The organism is Blautia sp. MB18-30 (assembly GCF_023669475.1).
Taxonomy (GTDB): domain Bacteria; phylum Bacillota; class Clostridia; order Lachnospirales; family Lachnospiraceae; genus Blautia_A; species Blautia_A fusiformis.
Genome location: NZ_JAMOYY010000011.1, coordinates 50,678 through 64,419 on the forward strand (window position 1 = coordinate 50,678; position 13,742 = coordinate 64,419).

Consider the following 13,742-nt stretch of genomic DNA (forward strand, 5'->3'; position numbering starts at 1 on the left):
CAAAAAATTATTTTCCGTCGTAACAGATCACAGATGCCACATTATAACCTTTGAGACGCTCACGTCCCTTCAGACCTGCAAGCTCCATAAGGAAAACCACCTTGACAACCTCGCCGCCAAGCTCCTCCACAAGCTTGATGGCTGCTTCCACGCTTCCGCCCGTAGCGATCAGGTCATCCACAATAACAACCTTCTGTCCCGGCTTGATGGAATCCTTATGCATCTCGATAGTTGCACTTCCATACTCCAGATCATAGGTTCTGGAAACGGTCTCACATGGAAGTTTTCCTGCTTTGCGGACCAGAACAAAGGGTTTGTGAAGATTATATGCGAGCGGCATACCAAAGATAAATCCTCTGGATTCAAGACCTGTGATCACATCGAACTCCTCACCCTCCAGACAATCCTGCATAGAATCAATGGCAAGCTGTAATCCATCCGCATCCTGAAGGACGCTGGTAACGTCACGGAAAATAATCCCTGGCTCTGGAAAGTCCGGGATACTTCTTACATATTCTTCTATTTTTTTCATAATAACCTCCAATGATTTAATTTGTCAATCAGATGTTAGATAGTATAGCACTTTTTCTGTAGGGAATCAATGTGCAACCCGACAGAACTCGCGGAATTACGACAGGCCCTGGACTGCATATTGCCCAGTACAGAGCCTTCTTTCCCGTTTTACAGTCAATTACTCGCTGTCAGGATCTGCATTTTAGTGATACCTTCTCCTGTTATTCTGTAATATAATTTCGGATTACGATCTGTAAGGTCTCTCTTCCCTGATAACGGTTGATCTCAGGATAATATGTGACCGCAATACTTCCACAGTTTTTTATTCTATCAACAAATTCATCTGCTTCTCCAAAATATACTGCTTCCACTACACAGCCGGTACTGTCTGACAGCTGAAGCTTTGCCACATTCCTATTTTTGCCAAGAATACGGCTGCTTAAAACCCGAAGTCCCTTCTGTGCAAAAATCGGTTTGGTATTTCCCTTTCCAAAAGGCTCCAGCAGGGATATCTCTTCCACAAGTTCCTTATTTATATAGGAAACCGGCATTGGCACATCGATCAGGATCTTTGGAGCCAGATCCTTTTCTGTCAGAGTACAGTTTTCGTTTAACCGTCTGCGGAACTCTTCCACATTTTCTTCTTTAATGGATAATCCTGCCGCCATAGGATGACCGCCATACTGTTCCATCAGATCTCCGCATTTTACCAGTTCCTCAAACATGGAATAGCTTTCTATAGAACGTCCGCTGCCTTTCACCATTGTTTCACCTTTTGTTAGGACAAAGACCGGTTTATTGTACTTTTCCCGGATACGTCCCGCAATAATTCCGGCCAGGCTTTCGTGACAGTCCGGTAAATAGATCACAAGAACCCTGTCCTGTCCAATTTCTGTCTCTTCCACAATACGGATCGCTGCTTCCTTTCCCTCTTCTGTGAGAGCTTTTCTGCTTTGATTCAGCGCAGTCAGATCACCGGCAAGTTTTGCTGCTTCATCTTCCGTCTCCGCACAGAGCAGTTTCAGGGAACGTGCAGCGGTATCCAGTCTTCCACTGGCATTGATACATGGTCCCAGCACAAACCCTACATGATAGGCAGTGATCGGCCCATCCTCCAGGCCATTGGCACGGATCAGTTCACGGAGACCTTTGTTAGAAGTGTGGGAAAGTCGTTTCAGGCCTTCCTTTACAAGGATGCGGTTTTCACCCTGAAGATCCATCACGTCTCCCACCGTGGCAATGGCTCCTAATTCCAGAAAATCTTCCAGCTCTTTTTCCGGAATCCCGCATGCCTCATAGAGAGCTGTCACCAGCTTCAACGCAACAACTGCTCCGCACAATCTTTTCTCCGGATAATTACAGTCCGGCTGTTTTGGATTTACAATGGCATCAGCCGGCGGAAGGATCAGTTTTCTTCCATCTTCCGTTTCTTTATAGGGAATTTCATGATGATCGGTTATTATCACCGTCATTCCCTTCTCTTTAGCCATAGTGATTTCATTGTACGCCGCAATTCCATTATCACAGGTAACAATTACGTCAATCCCATCATTCACTGCTCTTTCGATCAGGTGCTCATGGATTCCATATCCGTCCGCCACACGGTCCGGAATATATGTATCTGCCAGAGCTCCTGCACGCTTCAGTCCTTTGATCAGAATGAAGGTCGATACTACCCCATCAATGTCATAATCGCCTATAATACGGATGCGTTTTTTTTCCTTTATTTTATTCCGCAGGATCTCCACTGCCTTATCCACATCTTTCATCAAATGTGGAGAAGCCAGTTCGTCCACCTTTCCATAAAGATATCTGCGAATTTCATCCCTGTCCTGTACATCCCGGTTTCGGATCAGTCTGGCGATCACCGGATCAATTCCGAACTCTTTTCCAATTGCCGCAAAGTCCGCCCGTTTTGCAGCAACAACCCATCGTTCCATGTTGTTTCCTCCTTGATGCTTTGCCGCTTTCTTTCTTCAAAGCAACACAATAACCGTATTGTAACTCATACTCCTGCATAGCTGCAAGTTTTTTATGCCACACAAAAAAAAACGTTCCGCCAGGAAATATTCTTTCCCGGTACGGAACGTTTCTGTTATTCAGCAATTTTATTCAGATTTCTCCTCATCATTCTGCTGCTTTGCTGCCTCCTGCGCTGCAAGGCGCTCGGCAACTCTTTTACGGTTTTTCTTCTTCGGCTGCTGAGCTGTCTGCTGTCCGGATGGCTGTTTTACCTTTTTCTCAGATTTCTCGGAAGAAATCTTTGCGGAAGCTGCTGCAGCTGCCGGTGCTGCAACACGATTTTTTCTGAATGTTTTCATGGTGTACCACAGAGCACCAGTGATGCATACAGAAGAATATGCTCCACCGATGATACCTACCATCAGCGGTGCTGCAAATTCTTTAATTGAGGAAACACCCATTACATAAAGAATTGCAACCATTACAAATGTTGTCAGGGATGTGTAAATGCTTCGTGTCAGAGTTTCTGTAACACTGGTATTTACGATCTCTTTCAGTTTCTCATCCTCAACTTTCTTTCTGCCTCTCATATTCTCACGGATACGGTCGAAGATGACAATAGTAGCATTGATGGAATAACCTACGATCGTCAGCATACACGCAATAAATGTATTTCCCACAGATGTTCTGGAAATAACATAAAACGCAAGTACGACCAGGACATCATGAAGAAGTGCAAGTACTGCACTGCTTGCAAAACGGATATCCTTGAAACGGAACCAGATGTAAAGAAGCATGAAGATCGCAGCTACGATAACCGCTACGATAGCGTCTCTTCTCATCTCATTGCTGACAGTAGCGGAAATATTCTCCGATGTGATCAGACTTGTATCTACATCAAAATTTTCTTCCAATGCCTTATTCAGTGCTTCTCGTTCCTTAAGATCCAGAGAACGTGTTTTGATCACTACCTGATTAGTTCCCTGCACCTTGGTCGGCTGTACATTCTTATCACCTGTCACTGCCTCAACAACCGGTGTTACCTCGGAATCGATCTCCTTGATATCCATCTCTTTATTGAAGGTTACATTGGTAGAAGTACCGCCGGAAAACTCCAGACTGTAATTCATGGCTTTGTCACCGATCACATTACTGTGGACCAGCATTCCTACAGGTCCGCAAAGAATCAGGATAATGGAAACAGCAAAGAAGATTTTTCTCTTTCCAACGAAATCCACAACCTTACGTTCCTTGGCAATGCCATAGAATTTCGGGTCACGAACACCAATTGCGTATACCGCATTAATAACAAGCCTGGATATAACCAGTGCTGTAAACATGGAGATCACGATACCCATTGCCAGCGTGTAGGCAAACCCCTTAACAGAACCGGAGCCAAGCCACATCAGCACACAAGCTGCGATCAGTGTTGTGATGTTTCCATCAAAAATAGCGGAAAACGCTTTGCCGAATCCACTTTTGATCGCTGCATGGACAGAAAGGCCTGCCGCGATCTCCTCACGGATTCTGGCGTAGATGATAACATTGGCATCCACTGCCATACCAATGCCCAGGATGATACCTGCAATGCCCGGAAGCGTAAGGGTGATATCAAAGGCATTCAGCGTGATCAGCATTAAGGTTGTATAAAGAACCAGTGCAACAGATGCAACCAGACCTGGGATACGGTATGCGATGATCATAATCAGCATAACGATCACAAGACCGATCGCTCCGGCTTTTACACTTGTTGCGATGGCTTCTTCACCAAGCTGTGCAGCAACTACGCTGGAACGAAGCTCGGTAAGCTCAAGACTTAAGGAACCGATTCTTATGTAAGAAGCAAGATTCTGTGCCTCTTCTGTACTTGCCATTCCGGTGATCTGAGCTTTTCCGCCGGAAATCTCCTCATTTACATTCGGAGCGCTTAAAACCTGATCGTCATATACGATTGCGATCTGCTTTCCAACATTTGCCTTGGTAGCTTCCGCAAATTTGGTTTTTCCATTCTTTGTAAGAGTCAGACTGACCGCATATTTCTGGGAGCTTGTGGATGAATCCTGATAAGCACCTCCCTCAGCGTCTGCAACGTCTGTACCTTCCAGTACAACAGATCCGGCTTTCTGGATATCCTCAATACTTCTTGCAAGAACATATCCACTCTCACTGTTTCCTGTTGTAAAATTCTGGTTTCCGTCTGCATCTGTCTGATCGATAAAATACAGAGAACCTGGCTTTCCAAGTTCTTCCAGGATCGCATTTGCATCTGATACTCCTGGAATCTCAATGGTGATACGGTTGGAACCTTCCTGATATGCCTGTGCCTCAGTACTGTACTGAGAAACACGCTGCTGCATCTTGTAAACAGTATCGGACATGTCTTCCTTGCTCGGATTGCTGTCCTTAGCCTGGTATGTGATGCTGACACCGCCGGCAAGATCAAGTCCGGTGTTGATATTCTTAGCCGAACCTGTTCCTGTAGGACCAATGCCTACCGCAGCCACATAGCAGAAGAATACTGTGACAATTGCTGTCAGAAGCAGCACTGCAATTCCTCTACTTTTCTTCATTTTCTTTTTCCTCTCTTATTCCGCCAAAGCGGCTTTTATCATGATAGCGCACTCCACACGCTTCCTCTGGAGTTCGCATCCGATCTTATAATTCCCCCGGATATCTCCGCCGAAATGGTAACCATTTGCCGCACAGCCGCCGCTGCAGTAGAACCTGGCAAAACAGTCTTTACAGTCCGGTTTCGTATAGACGTTACATCTTCCAAAGTCTTTTACGATTTCAGGCTTTGTGATTCCCTCGTCTACATTACCCATAAGGTACTGTTCCTCACCCACAAACTGGTGACATGGATAAAAATCTCCCCACGGAGTAACAGCCAGGTACTCGGTTCCTGAGCCGCATCCGGAAAGTCGTTTGTATACACACGGACCACCGGTAAGGTCTATCATAAAGTGGAAGAAGTTGAATCCTTTTCCCTCTTTTTCTCTTTTGATCATTTCTTTTGCAAGAATATCATACTGTTCCAGGATCTGTGGGATATCCTCCTCACGGATCGCATACTCTTCTGTATCTGCTGCCACGACCGGCTCAACAGAAATCTGCTTGAAGCCAAGATCTGCCAGATGCAGAACATCCTGAGAGAAATCAAGATTATGATGAGTAAAGGTTCCTCTTACATAATACTTGTCCTGATTTCTGGATTCCGCAAATTTCTCAAATTTCGGCATGATCAGATCATAGCTTCCTGCACCCTTACGGAACGGGCGCATGTAGTCATGAACTTCTTTTCTACCGTCCACGCTTAAGACAACATTTCCCATTTCCTTATTGCAGAATTCCATCACCTCATCATTTAAAAGAACGCCGTTGGTTGTCAGTGTGAAGCGGAATTTTTTGTTATGAAGTTTCTCCTGTTCTCTTCCGTATTTCACAAGATCCTTTACAACCTGCCAGTTCATAAGAGGCTCGCCGCCAAAGAAATCCACTTCCAGATTCTTTCTGGAGCCGGAATTAGCGATCAGGAAATCCAACGCTTTTTTTCCTACCTCAAAAGACATCAGCGCACGTCTTCCGTGATACTCTCCTTCTTCTGCAAAACAATATCTGCATGCCAGATTACAGTCATGAGCAATATGAAGGCAAAGAGCCTTTACAACGGTCTGGCGGTTTTTGGTAAATTCATCAATGATATTCTCATAAATATCTTTTGTAAAAAGCATTCCCTGTTCCTGAAGCTTCTTACATTCAGTTACAGAGGTTTCCACATCCTCTTTCTTAAAACGGTCGCCAAGCTTCTCAGCAATGGCAGCCGCTTCCATGCCTTCTTCAAGATACGGCAGCACCTCATAGGTTACTTCATCTACTAGGTGGATACAGCCGCTGTTGATATCCAGCACAATATTATATCCATTACTTTGATAACGGTGAATCAGACTCATCTTCCCGCAATCCTTTCTAAAATTCTTTTATAACCCGACAAAACGCGCCCTCCGGCGCGTTTTGCTGGATACCTGTTACTTTCAGATAAAACAAGTGAAGCAGCGGATCTCCCGCTGCTTTCCACTCATTCAACGGCTGCTTCTTATTTATGCTCGCAGCTCTGGTTTCCTACTGTACAGGAAGTCTTGCAAGCAGACTGACAGGATGTCTGACATTCGCCACATCCACCCTTCTTAACCGTGTTCTGAAGGTTCTTTGTATTTAATGTCTTGATATGTTCCATGATATATCCTCCTTTATGTATTCTATTCTTCGCCTAGTATAGCATAAAATCATCAATTTTCAAAGCATTTTTTTGTAAGCTTTTACGACAGCATCCCACCAATGGCTCCGCCACCAAGACACATGAAAAAAGTAGTCAACGCATGGGCAAAGGTCATATCCCATTTCCCCTGTGCCAGAAAAGATACCAGAAGCAGCAGAACATAATAGGAAAGCCCGGTAACGATCCCCCATATATATCGGTCTTTCCGTATGATCTTTCCCGCCATAAAACCTCCGACCAGGCAGGATACTACATAAATAATAATGATCCCCACCGCCGCCGTCCCTCCTCCAAATTCAAACTGAAAGAGCAGAAACGCCAGTATCAGAAGAAAAAGTCCTGTCACTCCATAGGCTAGCAGCAATGATCGTAATATTGCTTTTCCCTTCATAAAAAAGCCCTCCCACAGTCATTATATGGGAGAGCTTTTTCTCTTATTCATTACTTCTTTCTTTTCTTAAAAAACACTGCTACACCAGCTACAACTGCCGCTGCCACAAACAAGATCACAAACGGAAGGATCTGAGTGTTATCTCCGGTATTTACCTGTTTCTTGGATGTTGTTGCAGAAGACTGTTCTTCAGCCTCATTTTCCGCCGTATCACTGTTCTGAGAAGAAGACTGTTCCTGATCTGTGCTATCTGAAGTCAGATTCTGAGATGTCTCTGCCGTATTGGTGTCTGTACTGTCTGTTTCTGCAGAATCTGCAGTACCTGAAGATGCAGTATCTGAAGATGAAGCATCAGCTGCAGGTGTAACCGTTGCACCGGTATTGCTTTCAGCATCTGGCCCTACCAGAGATTTACTTCCAGCGATGCCAAATGGGCTGAATGAATGTGTACTGAAAGTCATTGTGGCACCATCCATGCTTGGAATGATGGTCTCCATTGCGCCATTATCAAGAAGGTGTTCAATAGAATATGTATAGCCGGCCTTTACAGGTACAGTCACACTGATATACTCCCCATCCGGAATTTTATACTCTGTATTATTCTGTGTATCCCAGAGTTCAAACTCATAGGATTTAAAGATTGTTGCATCTTCTTCATTGGTAAACTGATAGTCCTCACCACCAGAAACACGAAACTGTACATACCACGGAAGATCGATTCCTGATACAGTTATTCCATCACAGGTATGATTTTGAGACGCAATTTCCTCTTTTTCTGTTTCTGTCAGATCGGTAGCTGCATTCTGAGGGCGTTTATCCTCTGTATCATCTTTCCTGTCAAAAATATTATCCTTGTTTTCTTCAGTATCAGGAGTCTCCGTAATTTCCGGGATCGCGGTAATTTCAGCATCGTTATTTTTTTCATGATTCTCATCGTTTCTATTCTCAGATGCTGCATCTGGATCCATACCATCTTCTGCCGCCGGAGTTATCGTTACAGCAGGAGTTTCCACAGCTTCTGCTTCTTCCCCATCCTGAGTTTTATTATCCTCAGATGGTGCAACTGTTACCTCCGGAGCTTCTGTTATCTCCGGATCCCTTTTTTCCTCTCCACTGGCATCTGCTGCATCTGTTGTATCTGAAGAGTCTGAAGAAGACTGCTCCGTTTTTCCTGTTGTCTCCGGATCTTCTTTATTTTCCTGGGCACTGTCATCCTGCAGACCTTCGTTCTTCTCCTCATTCTCTGCAGTGCTGTCCTCTGTTTCTTTTACAGAAGTATCTGCATCACTCTCATTGACGTCGGTTCCATTTTCCTCTTTATCATCGGTTCCATAGGATTCTCCTGAATCTGAATCAGAAGAATCGGAACTTTCCTCACTTCCGGAATTTTCCTCTGTACTGTCAATGCTGCTGACCACAACTGTCACGGAACCTGTAAGTGTTCCTGAATTACTGTCCCACCCCGGAAGGCCTGAAAGGTCAGCACCTGCAGCAGGTTTGAACACTACCCCACAGGATTGCACACGTTTGTCCGGAACATAAGAACTATCTGCCCAGGAAAGAGTTCCATACGCATTAGATGGGAGCGCAATGTTAGCAAGAGCTGTAGGGCTGTCAATAGTTATATTATCCGGGATCACAGCACCGGATTCTATACCTGAAGAGTTCTCCGCATATGCCGGAAAGGTCTGTCCTCCGATCAGTGTCATGGACAATGCCGCTGCTGCCAGTATTGAAAAGCTTCTGCTAAATGTAATCTTTGTGTTCTTTTTCATAATAATCTGCACCTCTATATTCAAAATCTAAGATTCATATTTGCCTTTTGTCAAAAAATTCAGTTATATAAAATATCGAACGCATGTAACATGCGCTCGAACCAATATTTCTCCAAAAATTAATATCTTGTTAATCTTTCGTAACAGATATTTCTTTTTTTCGTCAAATGCATTATAACACAATTCTTTTTTTTACGACACCCCTAAATTAATTTTTTTTGAGCATCAATGAAAATTGTTTAATTATTCTAGTTATTTCCCCCATTACCTCATCAATTCCATCATTTGTCATAATCCACGTATTTTTATCTATAGAATCCACACAACACGAACTCACAAAGAATTCCGTATCCGGATAAAGCAACTTGTAATACATCAACGCACGTCTTGCATGACAGGTTTTACAGCAGAGAATCGCCTTTTTGATATCCAGGTATTCTCTGTCTGTTACCTGCCGGGAATAAATTGCGTTCTCATAAGTGTAGGTTGCCTGATCTTCTTTCAGAATTGCTTCTTCCGGTACACCATTCTGCATCAGAACATCTTTCAAAAAATCCCATTCCGTTTTGTATGTCCCACAATAACATTCTTTCTTGTCAAGAACTCCTGTAAATCTCCCTGCTGTGATACTGTATCTTCCACTGGGCAGGATCTTTGGTGCAAACCCATTCCTGTAAAGCTCCGCTGCTTTTTCCGCCATTTGAGGATATCCGTTTCCCGGAACAAAGATCACATCCGCTTTTTCCGGCTTATCTTCTATAAACATGAAATCTTCTATCTGTTTCAGAAACTCTTCGTACATTATTTTCTATGTCCTTTCTTTACCATCTGCAGCTAAATCCCGGATCAAAAGATATTTATCTGACAGGTATCCCTTATCCAGCTTTCTGTATTGCCTAATCATATCACTCTTTCGTGGCAGATGCACTAATAGATCATCTGTTTTCTATTTTGTAACGATCACTGTGCTATATCCACTGTCCCTCAGCCTTTGTTCCATATTGACCGCATTTCCAAGCTGCATATATGCTCCTACCTGAACTTTGTAAAGATCATTCTCTCTCAGGATAAACGCCGGAAATCCCTGATCTGTCAGCTGATACAACATCCTGTCTGCATTTTCCCGATTTCGAAATGCTCCTGTCTGTACCCGATAATACAATGGCTCTTCCACCGTTTCCTCATTCAATGTTCCCAGAATGGCATCTGCGATGCTTCTGGCAATCTCTTCGAATTTTTTTTCAAAAAGCTGATTATCCTTTTCCGAGTTTATAAATCCGGTCTCGATCAAAAGTGCCGGCATTTTTGTGCGCCGGAGTACTACCAGCCCCGGACGTTCTTTTACGCCCAGTTCCCGAAACCCCAGTTCTCCCAATGCTCCCAGGATATTCTGTGCCATCTGATATTTAATGCCTTTCTTATCATAGATCAGTACTTCAACTCCATTGTATTGTTCCGGCTTGGAACTGCTGTTGCGATGAAAAGAAATAAAAAAATCTGCTCCAGCTTCATTTGCAGCTTTCGCTTTTTCAAAAGGAGTCTGATAAATATCTGTAGTCCTAGTATAAACCACATCCACGCCATTCTCTTCCAGGATCTTTCCTACTGCAAGGGTCAGTTTCAGATTGTCTTCCTTTTCCTTGCGATCTTTATAAACAGCTCCCGGATCTTCTCCACCATGTCCGGCATCCAGAACGATTTTATATGCCATGTTCTTTCTCCTTGAGAATTTCATTCACAATATGATATGACTGTATGTTTTTTCCTGTGCCTGCATTTCATTTCATGCTTTATTTTGTTTTCGGATCTGTTTACTCAACATATTTTCACGTTAATTCTTCTTGACTTTTAAGCGTTAAAGTGTTATATTAACACAATCAGTGTTGTATTTTTAAATAATCCAAAAATGCAGCAACATCGTGAGGAGGAAAACAATTATGAAAAAGCGTATTTTAACAGCTGTACTCGCAGCAGCTCTTGTAACAGGAACCTGTGCTGCCACAGTAAGCGCCAAAGAAGAAAAGACTTACACAATAGGTATCTGCCAGCTGGTCCAGCATGACGCACTGGATGCCGCAACCAAGGGTTTTGAGGATGCCATCACTGAAAAGATGGGTGATTCCGTAAAATTTGACGAGCAAAATGCACAGGGTGATTCTAATACCTGTTCTACCATTATCAACAGCTTTGTTTCAGAAGGGGCAGACCTGATCCTTGCAAACGCAACCGCATCTCTTCAGGCTGCAGCTGCCGGAACTTCCGATATCCCGATCCTTGGAACAGCCGTTACCGAATATGGTGTCGCTCTTGGAATCGATGACTTTGACGGAACAGTAGGCGGGAACATTTCCGGTACTTCTGATCTTGCTCCTCTTGATGAGCAGGCCGATATGCTCCATGAGCTTTTCCCGGATGCAAAAAATGTCGGACTTCTCTACTGCTCAGCAGAGCCAAACTCCCAGTATCAGGTAGATACAGTAAAAGATGCTCTTGAGAAGCTTGGTTATACCTGTGAAGATTATGCATTCTCTGATTCCAACGATCTTTCATCCGTTGTTACCACAGCTGCCAATGACAGTGATGTGATCTATGCACCTACAGATAATACTGTAGCATCCAATACTGAGATCATCAACAACATCTGTCTTCCGGCAAAGGTTCCGGTAATTGCTGGTGAAGAAGGTATCTGCCAGGCATGTGGTGTTGCAACACTTTCCATCAGCTACTATGATCTTGGATACAAAACCGGCGAAATGGCAGTCAGCATCCTTCAGGATGGTAAAGATATCTCCAAAATGCCGATTGAATATGCACCAAAATTCACAAAAGAATACAACAAAGACATCTGTGACGAGCTTGGTATTAAAATTCCGGATGGATATGAAGCAATCGAAACAGATAAAACAGCTGAATAATCGGTAAAAAACCTATTATACACTGATACAGCGAGAAGGGAGTTCCCCTTCTCGCTGTTCGTGCATAAAAAAGAGGAGGATAATTTAACATGCAGATTATGAGTTTAATAACCGCACTTCCAGGAGCTGCCGCACAGGGGCTTATCTGGGGAATCATGGCGATCGGTGTGTACATTACATTCCGCATTCTTGATATTGCGGATCTTACCGTTGACGGAACTTTATGTACAGGCGGCGCTGTTTGTATCATGATGATGCTCAGCGGACACAATGTATGGGTGTCCATGCTGGCTGCAACAGGAGCCGGTCTTCTGGCCGGTCTTGCCACCGGTATTTTTCATACCTTTATGGGCATCCCGGCTATCCTTGCCGGAATCCTGACACAGCTTTCCCTTTACTCTGTCAACCTGAAGATCATGGGAAAAGCAAACCAGGCGATCAATGTTGATAAATTTAATCTTCTGGTATCCCTTCGACGTGTCAAGGGTGTTGCTCTGACACAGAATACGCTTTTTATCGTAGCAATTATGATCATCATTCTGATTGCAGTCCTTTACTGGTTCTTCGGAACTGAACTCGGATGTTCCCTGCGTGCGACCGGATGTAATCCAAGCATGTCCCGTGCACAGGGTATCAACACAGACCGCAATAAGGTTCTGGGACTGATGCTTTCCAACGGACTTGTTGCTCTTTCCGGCGCTCTTCTCACACAGTACCAGGGATTTGCAGATATCAACATGGGACGTGGTTCCATCGTTATCGGTCTTGCTGCAGTAATTATCGGTGAAGCGATCTTCAGCCGTATTTTCCGCAACTTTGCACTGAAGCTGTTAAGCGTTGTATTTGGTTCTATTCTTTATTATCTGGTACTTCAGATTGTTATCTGGATGGGAATTGATACAGACCTTCTGAAAATGCTTTCCGCACTCGTCGTTGCATTTTTCCTTGCTTTCCCATACTGGAAGGGCAAATATTTTACAAAAGCCAAACAGGGAGGTAAATGATCATGCTGAAACTGATCGATATACATAAAACATTTAATCCGGGCACCATCAATGAAAAGGTTGCTTTAAACGGCGTGGATCTTCATCTGAACGAAGGTGATTTTGTTACAGTCATCGGAGGAAACGGCGCCGGAAAATCCACTATGCTGAATGCAGTTGCAGGTGCCTGGCCTGTAGATTCCGGAAAGATCATTATCGGTGGAACCGATGTCACAAAACTTTCCGAATATAAAAGAGCCGCGTATCTTGGTCGTGTATTCCAGGATCCTATGACCGGAACTGCTGCAACTATGGGAATTGAAGAAAATCTCGCTCTTGCCAAACGCCGCGGAAAATCCCGCCTTCTCCGTCCGGGCATTACCCGCCAGGAACGGGAAGAATACCACGAACTCCTGAAGATTCTCGGTCTTGGTCTTGAGGACCGGCTCACTTCCAAAGTCGGACTCCTCTCCGGTGGCCAGCGTCAGGCATTGACACTTCTGATGGCAACTTTAAAGAAGCCTCAGCTTCTTCTTCTGGATGAGCACACTGCTGCTCTTGATCCGAAGACTGCAGCCAAGGTTCTCGAGATCACAGACATGATCGTAAACCGCGATCATCTGACAACCATGATGATCACCCATAACATGCGTGATGCAATCACTCACGGCAATCGTCTGATCATGATGTGGGAGGGAAAGATCATTCTGGATATCCAGGGCGAAGAAAAGAAAAAGCTTACAGTCAAAGATCTCCTGGACAAATTCGAAGAAGCCAGCGGTGAAGAATTTTCCAACGATTCCGCACTTCTCAGCTAAACCACAAAAAAAGAACTCTTATAATAGTTAGACAAACAGCATAACACATGGAAAGAACCTGGCCGGAATTTCATTCTTTATGATGGATTCCGGCCTTAATTTCTGTTCT

General features: G+C 44.1%; 12 protein-coding genes. 3 read left to right on the top strand and 9 right to left on the bottom strand.

The genetic code is table 11. From position 1 onward, the window contains the following. Nucleotides 1-7 precede the first annotated feature (7 nt). The 9 genes from NCY57_RS07000 to NCY57_RS07040 all read right to left on the bottom strand — a co-directional run bounded on the left by NCY57_RS07000 (nucleotide 8) and on the right by NCY57_RS07040 (nucleotide 10,628). Complete coding sequence (locus NCY57_RS07000; protein ID WP_173739886.1) at nucleotides 8-532, bottom strand: adenine phosphoribosyltransferase; 525 nt, start codon at nucleotides 530-532, stop codon at nucleotides 8-10. A gap of 202 nt (nucleotides 533-734) precedes the next feature. After that, nucleotides 735-2,453, bottom strand: a complete 1,719-nt coding sequence (gene recJ / locus NCY57_RS07005; protein WP_173739885.1) for a single-stranded-DNA-specific exonuclease RecJ — start codon at nucleotides 2,451-2,453, stop codon at nucleotides 735-737. A 168-nt stretch (nucleotides 2,454-2,621) separates the two neighbouring features. Further along, nucleotides 2,622-5,045, bottom strand: a complete 2,424-nt coding sequence (secD, locus tag NCY57_RS07010; protein ID WP_147603082.1) for a protein translocase subunit SecD — start codon at nucleotides 5,043-5,045, stop codon at nucleotides 2,622-2,624. A gap of 15 nt (nucleotides 5,046-5,060) precedes the next feature. Further along, nucleotides 5,061-6,425, bottom strand: coding sequence for a thioether cross-link-forming SCIFF peptide maturase (gene scfB / locus NCY57_RS07015; RefSeq protein WP_129975275.1), 1,365 nt, complete (start codon nucleotides 6,423-6,425; stop codon nucleotides 5,061-5,063). A gap of 143 nt (nucleotides 6,426-6,568) precedes the next feature. Then, nucleotides 6,569-6,709 carry a six-cysteine ranthipeptide SCIFF gene (gene scfA, locus NCY57_RS07020; protein ID WP_015524633.1) on the bottom strand — a complete coding sequence of 47 codons (141 nt, stop codon included), beginning with the start codon at nucleotides 6,707-6,709 and terminating at the stop codon, nucleotides 6,569-6,571. 82 nt (nucleotides 6,710-6,791) lie between these two features. Beyond that, complete coding sequence (locus NCY57_RS07025; protein WP_021650373.1) at nucleotides 6,792-7,142, bottom strand: TIGR04086 family membrane protein; 351 nt, start codon at nucleotides 7,140-7,142, stop codon at nucleotides 6,792-6,794. Between the two features lie 50 nt (nucleotides 7,143-7,192). Next, a complete protein-coding gene (locus NCY57_RS07030) occupies nucleotides 7,193-8,917 on the bottom strand; it encodes a hypothetical protein (protein WP_173739884.1) in 1,725 nt (574 codons plus the stop codon). Between the two features lie 208 nt (nucleotides 8,918-9,125). Then, nucleotides 9,126-9,719 (bottom strand): YdcF family protein, encoded by a 594-nt coding sequence (locus NCY57_RS07035; RefSeq protein WP_021650371.1) that lies wholly within the window; start codon nucleotides 9,717-9,719, stop codon nucleotides 9,126-9,128. Nucleotides 9,720-9,863: 144 nt separating this feature from the next. Continuing rightward, nucleotides 9,864-10,628, bottom strand: coding sequence for an N-acetylmuramoyl-L-alanine amidase (locus NCY57_RS07040; protein WP_250789581.1), 765 nt, complete (start codon nucleotides 10,626-10,628; stop codon nucleotides 9,864-9,866). 226 nt (nucleotides 10,629-10,854) lie between these two features. On the opposite strand from NCY57_RS07040, the gene NCY57_RS07045 reads away from it, so the two are divergent. The 3 genes from NCY57_RS07045 to NCY57_RS07055 all read left to right on the top strand — a co-directional run bounded on the left by NCY57_RS07045 (nucleotide 10,855) and on the right by NCY57_RS07055 (nucleotide 13,633). Then, entirely contained in the window at nucleotides 10,855-11,832 is a 978-nt protein-coding gene (locus NCY57_RS07045) for an ABC transporter substrate-binding protein (protein ID WP_044960660.1), read from the top strand. 89 nt (nucleotides 11,833-11,921) lie between these two features. Continuing rightward, entirely contained in the window at nucleotides 11,922-12,836 is a 915-nt protein-coding gene (locus NCY57_RS07050; protein ID WP_173739882.1) for an ABC transporter permease, read from the top strand. 2 nt (nucleotides 12,837-12,838) lie between these two features. Further along, entirely contained in the window at nucleotides 12,839-13,633 is a 795-nt protein-coding gene (locus NCY57_RS07055; protein WP_021977269.1) for an ABC transporter ATP-binding protein, read from the top strand. The last annotated feature ends 109 nt before the right edge of the window (nucleotides 13,634-13,742 follow it).

What these genes read in the sequence shown, in the direction of transcription:
- NCY57_RS07055 (WP_021977269.1), top strand. Translation starts at nt 12,839, where the DNA reads ATGCTGAAACTGATCGATATACATAAAACATTTAATCCGGGCACCATC.
- NCY57_RS07025 (WP_021650373.1), bottom strand. Translation starts at nt 7,142, where the DNA reads ATGAAGGGAAAAGCAATATTACGATCATTGCTGCTAGCCTATGGAGTG.
- NCY57_RS07050 (WP_173739882.1), top strand. Translation starts at nt 11,922, where the DNA reads ATGCAGATTATGAGTTTAATAACCGCACTTCCAGGAGCTGCCGCACAG.
- scfA (WP_015524633.1), bottom strand. Translation starts at nt 6,709, where the DNA reads ATGGAACATATCAAGACATTAAATACAAAGAACCTTCAGAACACGGTT.
- secD (WP_147603082.1), bottom strand. Translation starts at nt 5,045, where the DNA reads ATGAAGAAAAGTAGAGGAATTGCAGTGCTGCTTCTGACAGCAATTGTC.
- scfB (WP_129975275.1), bottom strand. Translation starts at nt 6,425, where the DNA reads ATGAGTCTGATTCACCGTTATCAAAGTAATGGATATAATATTGTGCTG.
- NCY57_RS07035 (WP_021650371.1), bottom strand. Translation starts at nt 9,719, where the DNA reads ATGTACGAAGAGTTTCTGAAACAGATAGAAGATTTCATGTTTATAGAA.
- NCY57_RS07030 (WP_173739884.1), bottom strand. Translation starts at nt 8,917, where the DNA reads ATGAAAAAGAACACAAAGATTACATTTAGCAGAAGCTTTTCAATACTG.
- recJ (WP_173739885.1), bottom strand. Translation starts at nt 2,453, where the DNA reads ATGGAACGATGGGTTGTTGCTGCAAAACGGGCGGACTTTGCGGCAATT.
- NCY57_RS07040 (WP_250789581.1), bottom strand. Translation starts at nt 10,628, where the DNA reads ATGGCATATAAAATCGTTCTGGATGCCGGACATGGTGGAGAAGATCCG.
- NCY57_RS07000 (WP_173739886.1), bottom strand. Translation starts at nt 532, where the DNA reads ATGAAAAAAATAGAAGAATATGTAAGAAGTATCCCGGACTTTCCAGAG.
- NCY57_RS07045 (WP_044960660.1), top strand. Translation starts at nt 10,855, where the DNA reads ATGAAAAAGCGTATTTTAACAGCTGTACTCGCAGCAGCTCTTGTAACA.